Source organism: Nocardiopsis sinuspersici (assembly GCF_001998325.1).
Taxonomy (GTDB): Bacteria; Actinomycetota; Actinomycetes; order Streptosporangiales; family Streptosporangiaceae; genus Nocardiopsis; species Nocardiopsis sinuspersici.
In genome coordinates this window covers 3,274,135-3,293,451 of record NZ_MCOK01000001.1, presented here as the reverse complement: position 1 = coordinate 3,293,451, position 19,317 = coordinate 3,274,135, and the positions used below count along the sequence as shown (strand labels likewise).

Here is a 19,317-nt window from a genome sequence, read left to right as displayed (position 1 = left end):
ATCAGTCAACAGCCGAACCAGGATGACTCCTTCTTCGGCCTTGCGAGGCCACCACCGGATACGCCGCTCGCGACGGGCGGCACCCACCACACACGCCCTAGGTGTACTGCCCTGAGAGGTTGGTGACGCGGGAGGCGGGAGGGCCACCGAGCGCGGTGTGGAACCGGTGGTGATTGTAGTGATGCAACCACCCCGGGAACGCCTCCCGCCGCTTGGCCTCTGACGCATAGGGGCGTGCGTAGGCCCACTCCTGGACCAGGGTCCGGTTGAAGCGTTCCACCTTGCCGTTGGTCTGGGGCCGGTAGGGACGGGTGCGCTTGTGCTTGACGCCCTGGTTACGGACCAGATCACGCCACAGACGCGAGCGGTAGCAGGACCCGTTGTCGGTCAGTACCCGCTCCACCGTGATCCCCACCGACGCGAAGTAGGCGTGCGCACGCTCCCAGAAGGAGACGGCGGTCTCCTTCTTCTCATCGGGAAGGATCTCGGAGTAGGCCAACCTGGTGTGGTCGTCCACGGCGTTGTGCAGGTAGGCATAGCCCGCACTGGAGCGGTGCTTGCGCCCCCGGGGGCGTCCCAGCGCCTTGTGGCCGCCGCCGTGGGGGATGTTGCCGAGCTTCTTGATGTCCACGTGCACCAGCTCCCCGGGGCGTTCGCGCTCGTAGCGGCGCACCACCTGACCGGTGGCCCGATCGGTGTGGGCCAGGCGGGCACACCCGTAGCGGGTCAGGATCCGGTGCACGGTCGAGGCGTGCATGCCCAGGTGGCCGCCGATACGGGCCGGGCCCCACCGGCGCAGGTGGCGCAGCTTGATCACGCGGCGCTCACGTCGGGGTGGGGTGCGCCGTGGTGAGCGGGCCGGGCGGCTGGAGGCATCGACCATCCCGGCCTGGCCCAGGTTGCGGTAGCGCTCGGCCCAGCGTTTGGCGGTGGTGGTGCTGGTCTGGAAACGTTCAGCGGCACGCCGCAGCGGCCACCCCTGGTCGATGACGCAGCGGGCCAACGCGAGGCGTCCTGCGGGAGTCAGACGAGCGTTGGCGTGGGTAGTGTGGGGCATCGAGGGCCTTCTGGTGAGTCGGGTAGATCTCGCAATCCACACCGATACCGAAGGCCCTCTTCGTGTGTGTCAGCCGGGGTGGGTGTTACCAACCTCCGTGATCAGTACACCTAGGGCAGGGTGAGGATCTCCGCGCCGGAGTCGGTGATGACCAGGGTGTGCTCGAACTGGGCGGTCCACCTGCGGTCGGCCGTCACGGCGGTCCAGCCGTCGTCCCACATGTCGTATTCCACGCCGCCGAGCGTGATCATCGGCTCGATCGTGAAGGTCATGCCCGGCTCCATGACGGTGTTCGCGCGCGGGTCGTCGTAGTGCGGCACGACCAGGCCCGAGTGGAACTCCAGGCCCACGCCGTGGCCGGTGAAGTCGCGGACCACGCCGTAGCCGAAGCGCTTGGCGTAGGACTCGATGACCCGGCCGACCACGTTGATCTGGCGGCCCGGACGGCACGCCTTGATCGCGCGCATGGTCGCCTCGTGGGTCCGCTCGACCAGGAGGCGGTGCTCCTCGGTGACGTTCCCGGCCATGAAGGTGGCGTTGGTGTCGCCGTGCACACCGTCCCTGTAGGCGGTGATGTCGATGTTGACGATGTCGCCGTCGGAGATCACCGTGTCGTCCGGGATGCCGTGGCAGATCACCTCGTTGAGCGAGGAGCACAGCGACTTCGGGTAGCCCTTGTAGCCCAGCGGACTGGGGTAGGCGCCGTGGTCCAGCAGGAACTCGTGGCCGACCCGGTCCAGCTCGTCCGTGGTCACCCCGGGCTCGACGTGCTTGCCGACCTCCTGTAGGGCCTGCGCCGCGATCCGTCCGACCACCCGCATCCGCTCGATGGTCTCGGGGGTCTGCACGTCGCCGAGGACGCCTTCCACGGGATGCTTCCGTCCGACGTACTCCGGCCGGACGATGTGGGAGGGAACCGAACGTTGTGGCGAGATTCGCCCAGGAACCAGCGGAGTAGTCATGGGCACTGATTGTAGTTCGTGGGCGGGCCCGACGGGCCTCGGCGGAGCCCTCCCCGGAGAGTGTGAGGAAGCACCCGGCCTGGGTAGGTCGCACGGCGGGAGAACACGTTCCCACCGCGGGCAGCGCCCCGGAGGAAGGGAGTGAGAGTGAGCGAGGACACACCGCAGGACGGCAAGTGGTGGTACTGCCTCAAGCACAACCGGGTGGAGCACGGAGCGGGCTGCCCCAACAAGGTGCGCATGGGCCCCTACCCGGACGAGGCCACGGCCGCCAGCGCGCTGACCATCGCGTCCGAGCGCAACGAGGCGTGGGACGCCTCCGACGAGGAGGAGGAGCTGTGACCCGCGCTCCCCGGTGGCCCGGCCCCCCGGGCCGGCCACCAGGGAGCGGGGGCGGGAGGCGCGGGGCCGTGGACGGGCCGGGGCCGGGGCCGCCTCCGCACCGGTGCCTCTGACAGGATCGACGCATGACTGAACAGAGCACACCCGAGGGCGTGGACACCGCCGAGCTGACCGTCGCCGTCCTGGGCGGGACCGGCGACCAGGGGCGCGGCCTGGCCCGCCGTCTCGCCCTGGCCGGGCACACCGTCATCCTCGGCTCCCGCAGCGCCGAGCGCGCGGAGAAGGCCGCCGAGGACCTGGTGCAGGGCGAGTCCGTCCCGATCGACGTGCGCGGCCTGGACAACGCCGGGGCCGCCGCCGGCGGCGACGTCGTCATCGTCGCCGTGCCCTGGGAGGGGCACAGGGAGCTGCTGGAGGGCCTGGCCGGACCGCTGGCGGGCAAGATCGTCGTGGACTGCGTGAACCCGCTCGGATTCGACAAGCGCGGCCCCTTCGCGCTCGACGTCGCCGAGGGCAGCGCCGCCGAGCAGGCCGCCGAGGTGCTGCCGGACAGCCGCGTCACGGCCGCCTTCCACCACGTGTCCGCGGTGGTCCTGCTGGACCCCGAGGTCGAGGAGGTGGACCTGGACGTCCTGGTCCTGGGTGAGGACCGCGCGGCCACCGACGTGGTGCGCGCCCTGGCCGACCGCATCCCCGGGGTGCGCGGCGTCTTCGGCGGGCGCCTGCGCAACGCCCACCAGGTCGAGGCCCTGACCGCCAACCTCATCGCGGTCAACCGCCGCTACAAGACCCACGCGGGCATCCGGATCACCGGTCTGTAGCCGGGCGCCCGCCTGTCGTGCGGCGCCGCCCGCCGGGAGGCCGCACGCCTCCTGAAGACGCGCGAGCCGGGAACGCGTGCGGCGCCGGTCCCCGCGCGGGGACCGGCGCCGCACGGGCGGGAGGCCGCGGTCAGCCGCAGTAGACCGAGCGCTCCTCGTCCGTCATCGGCCTCGTGGACTGGGTGACGGTGCTGCCCTGGTCCTCGGCGGGCCCCTCGGCGGTGAAGGGCGCGTACCAGACGTAGTGGCCCCACTCGCGGTCGGGGAAGTGCAGCTCGTAGGTGCCGTGCACGCGCTGCATCCGGGGCCCGTAGTACACGCGGGCCACCTCACCCGGCTGGGCGACGACCTGCGTGCGCTGGCTCTGGGTGTGCGACGAGCTCCACTCGTGGCCGTAGGAGACGCTGAAGCTCTGCTTGAAGACCGCGCCGAACGTCGCCGTCATGGACAGGTTCACGCTGTTGGACTCGCCCGTGGTCTCGGACCACTGCACCATGGACAGCTGTTCGTGGTCGGTGCAGTTGTAGACCGGTGAGCCGACCGGCTCGGAGGCGTTCTGGAAGTACTCCGGCTGGCCGGACGGGTGGAACTCGCACACATCGGTGCCCTCACCGCACCGCTCCAGCAGCTCCCGGACCGTCGGGTTGCGCTCGTGGTCGGCCGCGGCCGGTGCGGGGGTGAGCGCCAGGACGGCGGCCGCCAGGCCCGCCGCGGTGCCCGCTGCGAGGGTTCTCATCGCTCCTCCTTTCGTGGGGGGTCGGGGGATCACGGGCACGCGGCCCGCTCGGCGTCGGTCATCGGGCGCACGTTCTGCGTGACGACGTCGTCGGGGGAGCCGGGGACGGGTCCCTCCACCGTGAAGGGCGCGTACCAGACGTAGTGGCCCCACTCGCGGTCGGGGAAGTGCAGCTCGTAGGTGCCGTGCACGCGCTGCATCCGCGGCTGCCGCTCGACCCAGCCCACCTCGCCGGGAGCGGTGTTGACGTAGGTGGTCTGCGTCTCGGTGTGCGAGGTGGTCCAGGTGTGCTCGAACGACTGCTCGTAGGACACCGAGAAGACCTCGCCGAACCCGGCCTCGGTGGTCAGCGTCAGGCCGACGCTGTTGCTCTGGGACGTGGTGTCGGACCAGATCACCGCCATGTCCTGGCGGCCGGAGGTGCAGTTGAACACCTCCGAGCCCACCACGCGGCTCGGGGCGGCGAAGAGCTCGGGCTCGCCGCCGGGGTGGAACTCGCAGACGTCGGTCTCCACGCCGCACAGTTCCAGCAGTTCACGGATCGTGGGCGTGCCCTCGTGGTCGGCGTACGCGGCGGTCGGGGACACCGCGATCGTGCCCGCCGCGGTGACGGCGGCGGCGCACAGCACGGCGTACTTGCGTTTCATGTCGGTTTTCCCTTCGAGCGGGGGCAGGGGAAAAACGGGGTCGTTCAGCCCAGGGTGGTGGAGACGGCGCGGTCGTTCATGTAGTCGCCGACGTAGTTGGTGTTCTCGCGGTAGGGGCCGTCGCGGTCGCCGGTCCCGTCCGGCCCGGAGTGCAGCCACAGGGCGCAGGTGGCCCAGGGCTGGGCCGAGGAGATCAGGTTCTGCCAGTCGTCGGGGAAGGTGAACCAGAACTCGGTGTCGTCGCCTCCGGTGCACAGGTCGTCGCCGTACAGGGTGAACGTGGCCCCGCCGAAGTTCTCGTGCTCGAAGTACGTGCCGATGATGAGGCCCGCGCCGGCCGCCCTGAGGGAGGCACCGCTCCCGTCCAGAGCCCGTTCCTGCTCCTCCAGGGTCCGGCCGGTCTCCTTCTCCGCTGCCGCGATCGCCTCGTCGAAGGAGGCGAAGCAGCGCTCCTGGCCGGTGCCGGTGTCGCTGATGCAGTGCTGTCGGGTGTCGGCCGAAGCCGGGGCGGGTGCGGCGGCCGTCGTGGTCACCGAGGCCATCGCGGCGGCCGCGGTGACGAGGACCAGGGCGGCGGCCCTCGGCCGTCCGTGTGGTGAGGTCATGCGTTCTCCGTGCTCGTCTGGGGGTGAGACGTGACTTAACGCAGGTTAACGGAACTCTGAGGTCTTGTTTGGTGACTGTCCGTATATGACCCACCATGGGGTGGAAATTCGCCGCAGAAAGAATTTTTTCTTCCGTCCCGTGCCCTCCGGGGGAAGGTTTTCTCCTGCATCGGTCCGGTGATCGGTTGTTTACCGCATTGGGAGGCGCTCGTGCGAAAGGGGGTGCTCCGGCCTGCGGATCCGTGTCCTTCCGGCGCCGCGTCCGGGTCCGTTTCGGCCGAAAGGGGTCACGGGGGCCGGGCAGCCGGAGGATTCTTCCGGTGACATGCGTCACGGACCTGTGTTCGATCGCCTTCCGCGGTCCCGGGATTATTACTCTGAGTGCACGGAATCGGGAGGTGTCCGTGTGGGAAACACACTTCACCCTTCGAGTGAGGCCGGAGTGTCGCGGTCCAGTAGGAAGTGGTTCCCTGTTCCATTTTCCGGGAGTGCGGCCCGCGAAGCGGATGCTTGCGAGGGTTGGGAACACGGGTCTTTGTGTGTGTTCCTGTGGGGATCGGTCACTCCGCGTTCGCGGTCGGCGTTCCGGAGTCCCCGGGGCGGCTCCGCACGGGGGCGCGGAGCCGCCGACCCCTCCGGCGGGGGACGGGGGTGTGCTCGGCGGGCACGCCCTAGGACACCCAGTCCTTCACCTTCCCGATCAGCGCGGCCGGGTCCTCGCCCATGGGGATCACGTTGAGCTGGGTGACCCCCGCGTCGCGGAAGGCCTCCACCCGCTCGCGCACGTAGGACTCCGGGCCGACCATGTTGGTCAGCTCCACGAACTCCTCGGGAACGGCCGCCGCGGCCTCGTCCTTCTTGCCGTCCAGGTACAGGTCCTGGATCTTCTCCGCCGCCTCCTCGTAGCCGTAGCGGCGGGCGACCGTGTTGTAGAAGTTCTTGCCCTTGGCGCCCATGCCGCCGACGTACAGGGCGATCATCGGCCGCACGAAGTCGAGCAGCCTCTTGGTGTCCTCGCCCTCGCCGATGGCGAGCAGCCCGCCCGCGGAGACCTCCAGTTCGCCCAGGGAGGGATCCCGCCTGGCCCTGCCCTCGGCCAGCGCCTCGCCCCACACCGTGTCGGCCTTCTCCGGGATGAACAGGTGCGGCAGCCAGCCGTTGGCGATCTCGGCGGTCATCGCCACGTTCTTGACGCCCAGCGACGCCACGTAGATCGGGATGTCGGGGCGCACGGGGTGGTTGATGATCTTGAGCGGTTTGCCCAGGCCGGTGCCCCGCTCCGGGGGCAGGGGAAGCTGGAAGACGGTGCCGTCGTGGGTGAGGCGGTCCTCCCGGGCCCAGATCTTGCGGCAGATCTCGATGGTCTCGCGGGTGCGTGCGAGCGGCTTGACGTAGGGCACCCCGTGGAAGCCCTCGATGACCTGCGGGCCGCTGGCGCCCAGGCCGAGGATGGCGCGCCCGCCGGACAGGTCGTCCAGCCCGGCGGCGGTCATCGCGATGAGGGAGGGGGTGCGGCTGTACAGCGGCAGGATGGCCGAGCCGATCGCCACGGTCTCCGTGCGCGCGGCGATGAAGCCCATCAGGGTGGGGCTGTCGAACCCGTAGGCCTCGGCGACCCACACGGTGTCGAGTCCGGCCTGCTCCAGTTCGACCACCTGGTCGACGGCGGCCTTGGGGTCGCCCGCGTACTGGAGCGGCGTCGAGATGCGCATCTGTCCTCCCGGGAGGGCCGGACACCCGGCCCCTTAGGTGCTGGATACGGTGCGACTCTACTCCCGAGTACGGTTCGGCCCGCTGACCGGCCGCACGGGCGGTGCCCGTGTACATGGAACCGCCGGCCGGGGCGGGCCCCGACCGGCGGTCCGTGCGGTCCTCGGCCCCGGACGGGGGCCGCTCCGGCGGTCAGCCGGTGTAGGAGTGGCGCTCCTGCGGGAACGTCCCGCCGACGACCTCGTCGGCGTAGGCCGAGGCCGCCTCACGCAGCGTCTCGTTCAGGTTGGCGTAGGTCTTGACGAACTTGGCCACGCGCGGGCTCAGGCCCGCCATGTCCTGCCACACCAGCACCTGGGCGTCCGTGGACGGACCGGCGCCGATGCCCACGGTCGGGATGGCCAGCTGCTCGGTCACCTGTGCGGCCAGCTCGGCGGGCACGCACTCCAGCACCACCGAGAAGGCGCCCGCGCGCTCCATCTCCTTGGCGTCCTTGAGCAGCCCGGCCGCGGCCTCGCCGCGTCCCTGCACCCGGTAGCCGCCCAGGGTGTTCACCGACTGCGGGGTCAGGCCGAGGTGCGCCATCACCGGCACACCCGCCGACACCAGCAGTTCCACCTGGGGAGCCACCGCGTGGCCGCCCTCCAGCTTCACCGCCTGGGCCCGGCCCTCCTTCATGAAGCGGGACGCCGACTCCAGCGCCTGCTGGGGCGAGGCCTGGTAGGAACCGAACGGCAGGTCGGCCACGACCAGCGCCCGCTGGGTGGAGCGGGACACGGCCGCGGTCAGCGGAACCAGCTCGTCCACCGTGACCGGAAGGGTGGTGTCGTAGCCGTAGACGACGTTGGCCGCCGAGTCGCCGACCAGCAGGACCGGGATGCCGGCCTCGTCGAAGACCCGCGCGGTGAGCGCGTCGTAGGCGGTCAGCATCGGCCAGCGCTCGCCGCGCTCCTTGGCGGCGGCCAGGTCGCGGACGGTGACACGCCGGTTGGTGACCCCGCCGTACAGGGCGTTGCCGTTCGGGGCGGGGGGGTTGCCTGAGGTGTTCATGATGTACGTTCCTCCGTTGTCTCGAAGCACCTCGGGGGTGTCTCCGGACGTGTGGACGAATGATGGTGTCGCGCTCGCGCGCTGGGCGGCCGCGGGGGCCGCGGGCGGTCCGCGGGGGGACCGGACGTGTGCGGGGTGGAGCCCGGCGCCGGATGGCGAAGGACCGGCCGTCGCACGCGAGTATCATCGCACGCCCCCGCCCGTACCACTTCTTCGGGATACAACCGGATTGCACCTCCGGATGTTTCCGGGTAGCTGTGGTGAACACAAGGGCCATCGGGGGGAGGCCGGCGCACCACACGCACCACCGGGACCACACCGGCGGCGCCCGTGTGCCGCGGCCGCGCCCCGAACGTGTGCCCCGGCGACGGAGGTGGTTCGTGGACGCGCAGACGGCTTATCGGCGCAGGTGGGGCGGGCTCGCGGTACTGGTCATCTGTCTGCTGGTGATCGTCGCCGACAACACGATCCTCAACGTGGCGCTGCGGGTGTTGTCCGACCCCGGGCAGGGCCTGGGCGCCAGCCAGTCGCAGCTGGCCTGGGCGATCAACTCCTACACCCTGGTCTTCGCCGGACTGCTGTTCACCTTCGGCGTGCTCGGCGACCGGTGGGGCCGCCGCCGTCTGCTCATGCTGGGGCTGGCGGTGTTCGGCGCGGCGTCGGCGCTGTCGGCCTACTCGCAGAGCCCCGAACAGCTCATCGGGGCCCGAGCGGTGATGGGGCTGGGCGCCTCGATGGTGATGCCGCAGACCCTGTCGATCATCACGAACGTGTTCCCGGCCGAGCAGCGCGCACGCGCCATCGGGATCTGGGCGGGCTCGGTCGGGATGGCGATGGCCATCGGTCCGTGGGCGGGCGGCCTGCTGCTGGAGAACTTCTGGTGGGGCTCGATCTTCCTCATCAACGTGCCCTTCGTGGTGCTGGGCCTGGCGCTGATGCTCGTCCTGGTCCCGGACTCGCGGGACGAGGACCCGGGAAGACCGGACCTCCTGGGCGTGCTGCTGTCCGTCCCGGGCCTGGTGCTGCTCATCTACGGCATCATCACCGCCGGCGAGAGGGCCTCCCTGGCGGACTGGGACGTGTTCGGCGCCCTGGTCGGCGGTGCGGGCGTGATCGTGCTCTTCCTGGTGCACGAGTCGCGTACCCCGTTCCCCTCCCTGGACGTGCGCTTCTTCCGCGACCCGAGGTTCAGCGTCTCCATCGCCATCGTCATGGTGCTGTTCTTCAGCATGGCCGGGATCATCTTCTTCCTGAGCTTCTACTGGCAGAGCGTCCGGGAGTTCTCCCCGTTCGTGGCGGGGCTGCTGGTGCTGCCCGCCGCCCTGGGGCAGATGATCATGGCGCCGCTGAGCCCGACGCTCGTGCGCTGGGCGGGACCGCGCGTGGTCGCCACCGCCGGCGTGCTGGGCGTGTGCTCGTGCTTCCTGTTCTTCACCCGGCTGGAGGCGGACACGCCGCTGCCGCTCATCATCGGGTTCTTCTTCCTCCAGGCCGGCTCGATGGCGGTGGTCCTGACCCCCGCCACCAACGCGATCATGTCCTCGGTGCCGCCGGGCAGGGCCGGTTCCGCCTCCGCCGTGCAGAACACGGTCCGCCAGGTGGGGACGGCGATGGGCGTCGCGGTCCTGGGCGCGGTCATCTCCTTCCGGTACCGGGCCGAGGTCACCCCGGTCCTGCGGGAGGCGGCCGAGGAGGAGGGCGCCGGGGCCCCGAGCCCGGAGGAGCTGCGCTCGGCCGGTGAGTCGATCGAGGCGACCATGGCCCTCGCCCGCCGCATGGGGGAGGAGGGCCGGGCGCTGGTGGCTCCCGCCAAGGAGGCGTTCCTGTCCGGACTGCACACGGCGGCGACCGTGTCCCTGTGCTTCGGGCTGGTCGGGCTGGTCGTGATCCTCATCTGGATGCCGCGCGAGACCGGCCGCCACCGGCCCGCCGACGAGCCCGGCGGGCGCGGCCCGGAGGGGGCGGGCGGCGCCGAGGACACGGGCGGCCCAGGTGGGAGAGGGGAGTCCGGGAGAGAGGAGACCCCTCGGGGCGGAAGGCGGTCCCCGCGGGGCGGGGAGGGGCCTTCGGGGGACGGGGGCGCCCGCTGAGGCCTCGCCGGGCGCGGCCGTCGCGGGAGGCGGCCGCGGGGACCGGACCGGCCACACGAAGCGGTCACGGGAGTTGGTCGCCTAGGTTTGGTGCATGCGCCTGACCGCTTTCACCGATGTCTCACTGCGACTGGTCATGCGGCTCGCGGTCGCGGAGGACGGTGAACTCCTCACCACCAGGGCCGCCGCCGAGATGCTCTCCGTGCCCTACACGCACATGGCCAAGGCCGTGGCCCGCCTGTCCGACATGGGGCTGGTGGAGGCCCGGCGCGGCCGGAACGGCGGCCTGCGGCTGTCCGGGAGGGGAAGGCGGGCGTCGGTCGGGTCGATCGTGCGGGAGCTGGAGGGAGGGGAGGACCTCGCCGGGTGCGAGGACGATCCGCCCTGCCCGCTCCGTGCCGCCTGCCGGTTGCGCGGTGCTCTGCGCGAGGCGCGCGAGGCCTTCTACTCCTCGCTCGACGGCGTCACCGTGGAGTCCCTGGTGGCACAGCCCGCCCGGGACACCCTGACCCTGTTGCGCCCGGGGTAGGCGCGGCCGGGAGTACCGCCCCCCGCCTGCGGTCCGAGGGGAAGCGGACCCCGAACGGGGGGTTCCCGTGAGCAGATTTAATATGCATCTCAGATGACAATTTTGCTCCGGGACGGCCGTCCCGTGAAGGAGGACGCATGCTCTCGACCGAATCCGCCGCCACGATCCGGGCCACGATCCCCGTGGTGGCGGAAGCCCTGGACCCCATCACCGCCCGGTTCTACGACACGATGCTCGGTGAGCACCCCGAGCTCCTCGACGGCATGTTCAACCGGGGGAACCAGGCCTCCGGTGAGCAGCGCAGGGCCCTGGCCGGATCGATCGCCGCCTTCGCCGCCATGCTCCTCGAACGGCCGGACGAGCGCCCCGACGCGCTCCTCTCCCGCATCGCCCACAAGCACGTCTCCCTCGGCGTCACCGAGGACCAGTACGTGATCGTGCACAAGTACCTCTTCGACGCCATCGCCCACACCCTCGAAGACGCGGCCACCCCCGACGTCGTCCGGGCCTGGGACGAGGTCTACTGGCTCATGGCCGGGACCCTCATCGCGATGGAGGCCCGCCTGTACGCCGGTCACGGGCGCACGGGCCAGGAGGTGTGGCGCCCCTGGCGGGTCGCCGAGCGCCGTGAGCAGACCCCCGACACCGTCTCCCTCACCCTCGAACCCGAGGACGACGAGCCCGTTCCCGCCTTCCGGCCCGGCCAGTACGTCAGCGTCCGCATGCGTATGGCGGACGGTGTCCGCCAGGCCCGCCAGTACTCCCTGACCGGCGGGGAGGGCCGGCGCCGCCGCATCACCGTCAAGCGCCTGCGCGCCGGGAAGACCCCCGCGGGCGAGGTCTCCACCATGCTGTACGACACCGTCGTCCCCGGCGACACCGTCATGGTGTCCGTCCCGGCGGGCGACGTGGCCCTGGCCGAGGGCGGCCACCCCCTCGTGATGGCCTCGGCGGGTATCGGCTGCACACCGATGGTCGCCATGCTCGACCGGCTCGTCGAGAAGGGGAGCGAACGCGAGGTCCTCGTACTGCACGCCGACCGTAGCCCGGGGGACCACGCCCACCGGGACGAGGTCCAAAGCCTGGTCGAGGCGCTCCCCAACGCGACCTCGCGGTTCTGGTACGAGACCGGGGGCGACGGCGGCCGGGGGCGGATGGACCTGAACGGGGTGCGGGTCCCCGAGGGCGCCGAGGTCTACATGTGCGGGCCGCTGCCGTTCATGCGCGACGTGCGCGCCCAACTGCTCGGGGCCGGCGTGCCCGCCCGCCTCGTCCACTACGAGGTGTTCGGCCCCGACCTGTGGCTGGGCACCGACTGATCCGGTGTGCCATACGGGCGCGTCCTCCCTCCGGGCGCGCCCCGGGCCGTGGAACGGGTCCGCGGGCACCTCAGGGGGAGAGGCGCATGAGGGCCCCGGAGCCGTCCAGGGCGACCAGGACGATGGTGAAGCCGTTCATGACGAAGGAGTGGTGGGGCTCCTCCCCGTCCGGCGGCGGGAGGTGGCCCGAGAGCATGACGCCGGCACCGTGTCCGCTCACGCTCAGTCCCTCCTCGTCGACCGCGTCGACCACGAACCGGTCCACGCCGTAGGTGCCGTCCATGGCGAACTCGTCGCCCTCCTCCACCAGGACCTCGCAGTCGGCGTCGGCGCAGGCCTCCAGGTCGGTGCCGTCGGCCGCCTCGGGCGGGACCGGGCCGGTGTGCGGGGGCGAGGAGCGCGCGTCCTGGTCCGAGGGGCTCGCGTCGGCCTCGACGGGGTCCCGAACGGTCGGAGTGGCGGCGCAGCCGCCGAGCAGGAGGACCGCGGCGGCGGCCAGGGCGGGGGTGGAACGCGGAGGGGAGGTGCTCACGAATGCCTCGTCCGTGGTTCGGCCGCGCGTGGAGACGGGGAGTCCGCGCGACGGTGACCTTGCCGCCGAGGGTGTGACCCCGGCCGCGTACGACCCTATCCTCCGGAGCCGGTCCCGTCCCGGGATTCGTCCTCGTCCGCACGGACGCGCCGCGGGGCCCGGGCACCCGAGCGACTGTCAGCGTTCGGCCGTATGGACGACGGTGTGTACGTGGGCAACGCGGGCAGGGACGCGGCGCTGGACCGGGGGTGGCTCCTCGGCCACTTCAGGGACGCCGGCGATCCCCGCCACAGCGAGGACGTGGAGGTCAAGTGGGGCGTCCACCCGCGTGGAGACAGAAGAAGGCAGTGGGTGAGGGGCGAGCGGCGGACGGCTCTCCTGGTACTCGTCAGCGGCCGCTTCCGGGTCGAGCTCCCCGATCGCGACGTCGTCCTGGAACAGCAGGGTGACTACGTCGTGTGGGGCCGTGGGACCGACCACTCCTGGGTCGCGGAGGAGGAGTCGGTGGTGCTGACGGTCCGGTGGCCGTCCGTGCCCGGTTACTCGGTGCCGGACGGCCGGACGAGCAGGTCCGAGAGCCGTTCGGCCTGACGGTCCGCGGTACCGGGCGGGTTTCGCCGCTCCGACCTCTCGTCACGGCACAGCAGCAGCAACCAGACCAGGGCGAGGAGGCGTCGGCACTCGGAGAGCCGGAAGGACTCCGCCGGGGTGAGGTCGAATCCGCCCAGGAAGGCCGCCACGTCGAGGGGCGTCTCCACCCAGCTCCCGACGTGCTCGGTGATCTCCGCCAGTTCGAAGGCCCGGTCGCTCGACCCGGAGTCCTCGAAGTCGACGACTCGGACCCGGGTCCCGTCCCAGAGGTAGTTGGCGAGGTTGCCGTCTCCGGGGCCGAAGGCCGGTGGGACACGCGGCCTTGCGGCGTTCTCCAGGGTGGAGCGGGCCAACCATGACAGTCCCGCGTCCATGGCCCGGGCCACACGGTCGCCGGCCCCGGAACGGACCCACGGGGCCCAGGTGCGCACGAACGCGAGAACGCCCTGCTGCTGCTCGGGGCGTGGCGGAAGGTGGGCGAGTACGTCCGCGGGCACCGCGGTGTGGAGTTCGGCCACGGTCTCGGCCAAGGACGCGGTGCGCACGGTGTCCAGGACCTGGCCACGCAGCGGCTCGCCGTGCAGCCGGGACATCACCACCACGGGCTCGGTGGCCTCGAAGTCGACCGCCAGGGGTTCGGGGGCCATCCCCGGCGCATGCGTGGCGAGAAGTGTGAGCGCGCGCCACTCCCGCGCACACCGGCCGCGTGCCCCGGGACGGAACCGTTTGGTCACGATGTCCGGGCCGAATTCGACCGTGTGGGTGTTCCACGGGGCAGGTGCCATGAGCGGAGTCCTCCCTTCGAGGCGTGTTTCGCGGGTGCTTCCCACCGTCCGTCCCTTGTCCCCGACCCGGTGCCGGACGGTTGTCCACAGGCGTCAGCGGAACGGCCGGGAAAGTCGTAGGCTCAGGAGTTACCAACCGTCCACCGACCCTCATGGGGGCACCCCGGTCATGGCCGACTCCTTCGCCCATCTACACGTCCACACCGAGTACTCGATGCTCGACGGGGCAGCGAAGCTCAAGCCCCTGTTCAAGGAGGCGTCGAGGCTCGGCATGCCCGCGGTCGCCATGACCGACCACGGCAACATGTTCGGGGCCTACGAGTTCTACCAGCAGTCCAAGGGCTCGGGAGTCAAGCCGATCATCGGCATCGAGGCCTACGTCGCGCCCGAGTCGCGCTTCCACAAGAAGCGGGTCTTCTGGGGGCGGGCCAGCGGGTCCGACGACGCGGCGGCCGAGGGCGGCAAGGACATCTCCGGCGGCGGGCGCTACCTGCACATGACGATGCTGGCGCAGAACGAGACCGGTCTGCGCAACCTCTTCAAGATGTCCTCGCTGGCGTCCATCGAGGGCTACTACATGAAGCCCCGCATGGACCTGGACCTGATGGCCGAGAACAGCGAGGGCGTCATCGTCTCCACGGGCTGCCCCTCGGGCGGCGTGCAGACCCGCTTGCGCCTGGGCCAGGAGAAGGAGGCCATCGGGTACGCGTCCCAGCTCCAGGACATCTTCGGTAAGGACAACGTCTTCCTGGAGCTGATGGACCACGGCGTGCCCATCGAGAAGGAGGTCCGCGACGGCCTGCTCAGGGTCGGCCGCGAGCTGAACATCCCGCCGCTGGTCACCAACGACTCCCACTACGTCTACGAGAGCCAGGCCTCCGCGCACGACGCCCTGCTGGCGGTGGGTGTGGGCAAGAACCTGGACGACCCCACCCGGTTCCGGTTCAACGGCTCGGGCTACTACCTCAAGAGCGCCGACGAGATGCGCGGCATCCTCAACTTCGACGAGTGGGAGCAGGGGTGCAGGAACACCCTGCTCGTCGCCGAGCGCATCGACCCCGGGGCCTACGACGCGGTGTTCGCGCACCGCGACCTGATGCCCGTCTTCCCGGTGCCGGAGGGGGAGACCCAGGCCTCCTGGCTGGCCAAGGAGATCGAGCGGCTGCTCCCCACGCGCTACCCGGACGGAGCGGGTGACGAGGTCCGCAGGCGGGTCGAGTTCGAACTGGGCATCATCAACGAGATGGGCTTCCCCGCCTACTTCCTGGTGGTCGCCGATATCTGCCAGTACGCGCGCAAGGCGGGCATCGCCCTGGGCCCGGGCCGCGGCTCGGCGGCCGGATCGATGGTCGCCTACGTCCTGGGCATCACCGACCTGGACCCGCTGGAGCACGGCCTGCTGTTCGAGCGGTTCCTCAACCCCGAACGTGTGAGCATGCCCGATGTCGACCTGGACTTCGACGAGCGTCGGCGCGGGGAGATGATCGAGTACGTCACCAGGCTCTACGGCGACGAGCGCGTCGCGCAGATCCTCACCTTCGGCACCATCAAGGCCAAGGCCGCCGTCAAGGACTCCACCCGGATCCTCGGCATGCCCTACTCGGTGGGCGACCAGATCACCAAGGCCTTCCCCGCGGCGGTGGGCGGCAAGGAGATCCCGCTGGAGGCGGTCTCCAACCCCGACCACGAGCGCTACGGCGAGACCACGGAACTGCGCAACCTCGTCGAGAACGACCCGCAGGTCAACAAGGTCATGGAGACCGCCCGGGGTATCGAGGGCCTGACCCGCGGCACCGGCGTGCACGCCGCGGGCGTCATCCTGTCCAAGGAACCCCTGCTCGACGTCATCCCGCTGCACAAGCGCGACACCGACGGCGCCATCATCACCGGCTTTCCCTACCCTCAGTGCGAGGACATGGGACTGCTCAAGATGGACTTCCTGGGCCTGCGCAACCTGACGATCATGGACGACGCGGTCAAGAGCATCAAGGAGTCCGAGGGAATCGACATCGATCTGGGGAAGCTGTCCCTGGACGACAAGAAGACCTACCAGCTGCTCGCGCGCGGCGACACCCTGGGCGTGTTCCAGCTGGACGGCGGCGCCATGCGCAACCTGCTCAAGCGGATGGAGCCCAAGAAGTTCGGTGACATCGCGGCCGTGCTGTCTCTGTACCGGCCCGGCCCGATGGCCGCCAACGCGCACAACGACTACGCGGACCGCTCGAACGGGCGCCAGGAGGTCACCCCGATCCACCCGGAGCTCAAGGAGGCTCTGGACCCGATCCTGGGGGAGACGTACCACCTGATCGTCTACCAGGAGCAGATCATGGCCATCGCCCAGCAGTTGGCCGGGTACACGCTGGGCGGCGCGGACCTGATGCGCCGCGCGATGGGCAAGAAGAAGAAGGAGGCGCTGGAGGAGGAGGAGGCCAAGTTCTTCCCCGGCGCCATGGAGCGCGGCTTCTCCAAGGAGGCGGTCCAGGCCCTGTGGGACGTCATGCTCCCCTTCGCCGGGTACGCGTTCAACAAGTCGCACGCCGCCGGGTACGCGCTGGTCTCCTACTGGACCGCCTACCTCAAGGCCAACCACCCCGCCGCCTACATGGCCGCGCTGTTGACCTCGGTCAGCGACGACAAGGACAAGATGGCGGTCTACCTGGCCGAGTGCCGCACCCAGGGCATCAAGGTGCTGCCGCCGGACGTCAACGACTCGGGTCTGCGCTTCACCCCGGTCGGCCAGGACATCCGCTTCGGCATGGGCGCCGTCCGCAACGTCGGTGCCAACGTGGTCAACTCGATCATCAAGACCCGCACGGAGAAGGGCAGGTACACCTCCTTCACCGACTTCCTGTCCAAGATCGAACTGGCCGCCTGCAACAAGCGCGTCATCGAGTCGCTGATCAAGGCGGGCGCGTTCGACTCCCTGGGCCAGCCGCGCCGTGAGCTGTACCGCCACCACGAGACGGCGGTCGAGGGCATGATCAGCTCCAAGAAGCAGGAGGCGCACGGCCAGTTCGACCTGTTCGGCGGCGGCGACGAGGAGGACTCCGCCCCGATCGGCCTCAACATCAACTGGGGCGACGAGGAGTGGGACCGCAAGACCAAGCTGGCCTTCGAGCGGGAGATGCTGGGCCTGTACGTGTCCAGCCACCCGCTGGCCGGCGCCGAGCGCGTGCTGGCACGCTCGCGCGACACCTCCATCGCGCAGGTCGTCGCCGGCGAACTCAGCCGCGAACGCGGTGAGGTGCGCATCGCCGGCCTGATCTCCAAGGTGGACAAGCGCACCAACAAGGCGGGCAACCAGTGGGCGATCGCCACGGTGGAGGACCTGGACGCCAGCATGGAGGTCCTGTTCTTCCCCAAGACCTATCCGCTGTACGTGGACGCCCTGCTGGAGGACACCGCGGTCACCGTCAAGGGCCGGCTGAACGACCGGGACGGCACGTGGTCGATGTTCGCCTCCGAGATGTCGATCCTGGACATCTCGCACATCACCGAGGGCGAGCCGCCGGTGCTGCTGACCGTGGACGAGCGGAGGCTGACCCCCGAGCTGATCGGTGACCTGCGCCAGGTGCTGGCCACGCACAAGGGGGAGACCCCGGTGCGGATCCGGGTGGACAACCCGGTCCGGTCCAGGATCTACGCCGTGGACCGCTACTCGGTGCGCATCTCCCCGGAGTTCAGCGGTGAGATGAAGAGCCTGCTGGGGGCCTACGCGGTCGACTACTGACCGCTCCCGACCCAGGTCCCCGGGCGCCCCGCGAAGGGCGCCCGGGGACCTTTTTCGTGCCCGGGATTTGTCTTCGGAAAGTTAGCGATATATCTTTGAGCTATCGAAACACAGGATGACAGTCTCTGTGTGTCGCTATTTGCGAAGGAGAACACCATGAGCGCCATGGCACTTCCCGGCCCCTGGTCCTGGGACGCGCGCGGCCCGCGCCGTGCGCGCCGCCCCTGGGGCCGGCGCTCCGACACCGCCCGCTCCGGGCGTCCCGGGCGCCACGGAACCGGACACCGCGGAAACGGGCACGGCGGTGAGCGGGCCGAGTTCGGACCGGTCCCGCCCGAGCCCCCGACGCCGCCCGGGGTCCCGCCGTGGGGAGGCGGGCAGTTCGGGCCCGGCCACCCCTTCGGCGGCTTCGGCCCCGGCGGGGGTCTCGGCCCCGGCGGAGGACGCGGCGGGCGCGGCGGAGGTAGGCGCGGGGGCGGACACCGCGCCAAGCGGGGCGACGTGCGCACCGGCATCCTGCTGCTGCTCGCCGAGGAGCCGCGCAGCGGGTACGAGATCATCCGCGAGGGCCGCGACCGCAGCGGCGGCATGTGGCGGCCCAGCCCCGGCTCCGTCTACCCCATGCTCCAGCAGTTGGAGGACGAGGGCCTGGTAGCCCGGCAGAAGGGCGAGGGGCGGCGGCGCCCCTACGCGCTCACCGAGGAGGGCGCCGCCCACCTGGAGGAGCACGGCGCCGGCCTCACCCCGCCCTGGGATGCGGGCGCCGACGCCTACGCCGACAGCCGGTCCCGGTACGAGGAGGTCGGCGCGCTGGCCTACCAGCTCACCGCCGCCGCGGCACAGGTCGCCCAGGCGGGCAGCGCCGACCAGTTGGAGCGCGCCAAGCGCCTCCTCGCCGAGACCAGGCGGGGCCTGTACCTGATCCTCGCCGAGGAGGACGAGGACCCCGGGGGCGGGGACGACGACACCGGGCTCTGAACCGCACCAGTGGCGCCCGCGACGTACCCGTCCGCGGGCGCCGCGCCTGCTCCTCCGGGCGCTCCCGCTCCACGCTCCGCGCGCGGGAGCCGACACGTGTCAGGAGGTGTGCGGCACCTCGGCGTGCCGCATCCCGTGCACGGTGGTGGTCCGGTCGAGGAAGTCGGCAGCCGCCCGGCCCCCTGAGCACTCGTGCCGGTGGCCGGGCGCGGTGCGGCCTACTCGCCGGTGGTGCCGTCGGCGAGTTCGCGCAGGAGGTCCAGGTGGCCGTTGTGGCGGGCGGTCTCCTCGATCATGTGCAGCAGCACCCAGCGCAGCGTGGTGGGGTCCTCGTCCTGACGCGGTGAGGCCGCCACGGCGTCCAGCTCCAGCTTGGCGGTGATCTCGCGCGAGCGGGCGCACTGGTCCTCGTACTCGTCGAGCAGCCGGCCCAGGGGTACCTCCCCGCCCCTGCGCCACTCGGCGTCCGGGTCCTGCGGGGTGGCGTAGCCCTGATCGGGCAGCCCCATCAGGACCATCTCGAACCAGGCGTGCTCCACCCACCGCAGATGGGACACGACGGCGCCCACGCTCATCAGCGGCGACGTCGGCAGGGGCGTCGCCACGGCGTGCTCGGCGGACAGGTCCGCGCACTTGGCGTGGACCGTGGCCCGGTGCCACTCCAGCCACGTGGTGAGCATCGTGCGCTCGTCGGCCGACTTGGGCGGGGCCACGCGGCCGGGCACGGACGGGGATGCGTTCTCATCGCTCATTCGGGCATTCTCCCGTTCACAGGGTCCGGCATCCACCGGTTTCACGAATCTCGGCGGGCCGCTTCCGCCCGGAGGGCGACA

General features: G+C 70.9%; 18 protein-coding genes. 8 read left to right on the top strand and 10 right to left on the bottom strand.

The features are described from left to right. Positions 1-97: 97 nt before the first annotated feature. Together NOSIN_RS14160 and map are read right to left on the bottom strand one after the other, a co-directional pair. Positions 98-1,057, bottom strand: a complete 960-nt coding sequence (locus NOSIN_RS14160; RefSeq protein WP_077691199.1) for an IS481 family transposase — start codon at positions 1,055-1,057, stop codon at positions 98-100. A 110-nt stretch (positions 1,058-1,167) separates the two neighbouring features. After that, a complete protein-coding gene (gene map, locus NOSIN_RS14155) occupies positions 1,168-2,019 on the bottom strand; it encodes a type I methionyl aminopeptidase (RefSeq protein ID WP_077691198.1) in 852 nt (283 codons plus the stop codon). 147 nt (positions 2,020-2,166) lie between these two features. Here map and NOSIN_RS14150 point away from each other — a divergent pair, with 147 nt between their 5' ends. Beyond that, complete coding sequence (locus tag NOSIN_RS14150; RefSeq protein WP_077691197.1) at positions 2,167-2,361, top strand: hypothetical protein; 195 nt, start codon at positions 2,167-2,169, stop codon at positions 2,359-2,361. Between the two features lie 125 nt (positions 2,362-2,486). Next, positions 2,487-3,182 carry an NADPH-dependent F420 reductase gene (npdG, locus tag NOSIN_RS14145; protein WP_077691196.1) on the top strand — a complete coding sequence of 232 codons (696 nt, stop codon included), beginning with the start codon at positions 2,487-2,489 and terminating at the stop codon, positions 3,180-3,182. 130 nt (positions 3,183-3,312) lie between these two features. Here npdG and NOSIN_RS14140 read toward each other — a convergent pair whose 3' ends face one another. The 5 genes from NOSIN_RS14140 to panB form a co-directional block, all read right to left on the bottom strand. Beyond that, positions 3,313-3,918: a hypothetical protein gene (locus tag NOSIN_RS14140; RefSeq protein ID WP_077691195.1), complete on the bottom strand. Its 606-nt coding sequence runs from the start codon at positions 3,916-3,918 to the stop codon at positions 3,313-3,315. A 29-nt stretch (positions 3,919-3,947) separates the two neighbouring features. After that, complete coding sequence (locus NOSIN_RS14135; protein ID WP_077691194.1) at positions 3,948-4,565, bottom strand: hypothetical protein; 618 nt, start codon at positions 4,563-4,565, stop codon at positions 3,948-3,950. Positions 4,566-4,609: 44 nt separating this feature from the next. After that, positions 4,610-5,170 carry a hypothetical protein gene (locus tag NOSIN_RS14130; RefSeq protein ID WP_077691193.1) on the bottom strand — a complete coding sequence of 187 codons (561 nt, stop codon included), beginning with the start codon at positions 5,168-5,170 and terminating at the stop codon, positions 4,610-4,612. 671 nt (positions 5,171-5,841) lie between these two features. Further along, complete coding sequence (locus NOSIN_RS14125; RefSeq protein ID WP_077691192.1) at positions 5,842-6,882, bottom strand: LLM class F420-dependent oxidoreductase; 1,041 nt, start codon at positions 6,880-6,882, stop codon at positions 5,842-5,844. A gap of 190 nt (positions 6,883-7,072) precedes the next feature. Continuing rightward, a complete protein-coding gene (panB, locus tag NOSIN_RS14120) occupies positions 7,073-7,930 on the bottom strand; it encodes a 3-methyl-2-oxobutanoate hydroxymethyltransferase (protein ID WP_077691191.1) in 858 nt (285 codons plus the stop codon). Between the two features lie 380 nt (positions 7,931-8,310). Between panB and NOSIN_RS14115 the strand changes: the two genes are divergently transcribed. The 3 genes from NOSIN_RS14115 (at position 8,311) to NOSIN_RS14105 (ending at position 11,868) form a co-directional block, all read left to right on the top strand. Then, positions 8,311-10,020, top strand: coding sequence for an MFS transporter (locus NOSIN_RS14115; RefSeq protein WP_077691190.1), 1,710 nt, complete (start codon positions 8,311-8,313; stop codon positions 10,018-10,020). A 94-nt stretch (positions 10,021-10,114) separates the two neighbouring features. After that, positions 10,115-10,549, top strand: coding sequence for an RrF2 family transcriptional regulator (locus NOSIN_RS14110; RefSeq protein ID WP_077691189.1), 435 nt, complete (start codon positions 10,115-10,117; stop codon positions 10,547-10,549). A gap of 137 nt (positions 10,550-10,686) precedes the next feature. Continuing rightward, positions 10,687-11,868, top strand: coding sequence for a globin domain-containing protein (locus NOSIN_RS14105; protein WP_077691188.1), 1,182 nt, complete (start codon positions 10,687-10,689; stop codon positions 11,866-11,868). Positions 11,869-11,938: 70 nt separating this feature from the next. Here the strand turns inward: NOSIN_RS14105 and NOSIN_RS14100 are convergent, their stop codons facing one another. Continuing rightward, the gene (locus NOSIN_RS14100; protein ID WP_077691187.1) at positions 11,939-12,400 is read right to left on the bottom strand and encodes a hypothetical protein; all 462 of its coding nucleotides are present in this window, start codon (positions 12,398-12,400) and stop codon (positions 11,939-11,941) included. A 192-nt stretch (positions 12,401-12,592) separates the two neighbouring features. Between NOSIN_RS14100 and NOSIN_RS14095 the strand changes: the two genes are divergently transcribed. Next, positions 12,593-12,991 (top strand): cupin domain-containing protein, encoded by a 399-nt coding sequence (locus NOSIN_RS14095; RefSeq protein ID WP_077691186.1) that lies wholly within the window; start codon positions 12,593-12,595, stop codon positions 12,989-12,991. On the opposite strand, the gene NOSIN_RS14090 is transcribed toward NOSIN_RS14095, so the two are convergent. Continuing rightward, on the bottom strand, positions 12,940-13,776 hold the full coding sequence (locus NOSIN_RS14090; protein WP_077691185.1) for a phosphotransferase family protein: 837 nt from the start codon (positions 13,774-13,776) through the stop codon (positions 12,940-12,942). The two genes, NOSIN_RS14095 and NOSIN_RS14090, sit on opposite strands and share 52 nt — an antisense overlap. A gap of 169 nt (positions 13,777-13,945) precedes the next feature. Between NOSIN_RS14090 and dnaE the strand changes: the two genes are divergently transcribed. Further along, positions 13,946-17,506 (top strand): DNA polymerase III subunit alpha, encoded by a 3,561-nt coding sequence (gene dnaE / locus NOSIN_RS14085; protein ID WP_077691184.1) that lies wholly within the window; start codon positions 13,946-13,948, stop codon positions 17,504-17,506. A gap of 156 nt (positions 17,507-17,662) precedes the next feature. Beyond that, complete coding sequence (locus NOSIN_RS14080) at positions 17,663-18,484, top strand: PadR family transcriptional regulator (protein ID WP_077691183.1); 822 nt, start codon at positions 17,663-17,665, stop codon at positions 18,482-18,484. A 218-nt stretch (positions 18,485-18,702) separates the two neighbouring features. On the opposite strand, the gene NOSIN_RS14075 is transcribed toward NOSIN_RS14080, so the two are convergent. Continuing rightward, the gene (locus tag NOSIN_RS14075; RefSeq protein ID WP_077691182.1) at positions 18,703-19,236 is read right to left on the bottom strand and encodes a DinB family protein; all 534 of its coding nucleotides are present in this window, start codon (positions 19,234-19,236) and stop codon (positions 18,703-18,705) included. Positions 19,237-19,317: the final 81 nt, after the last annotated feature.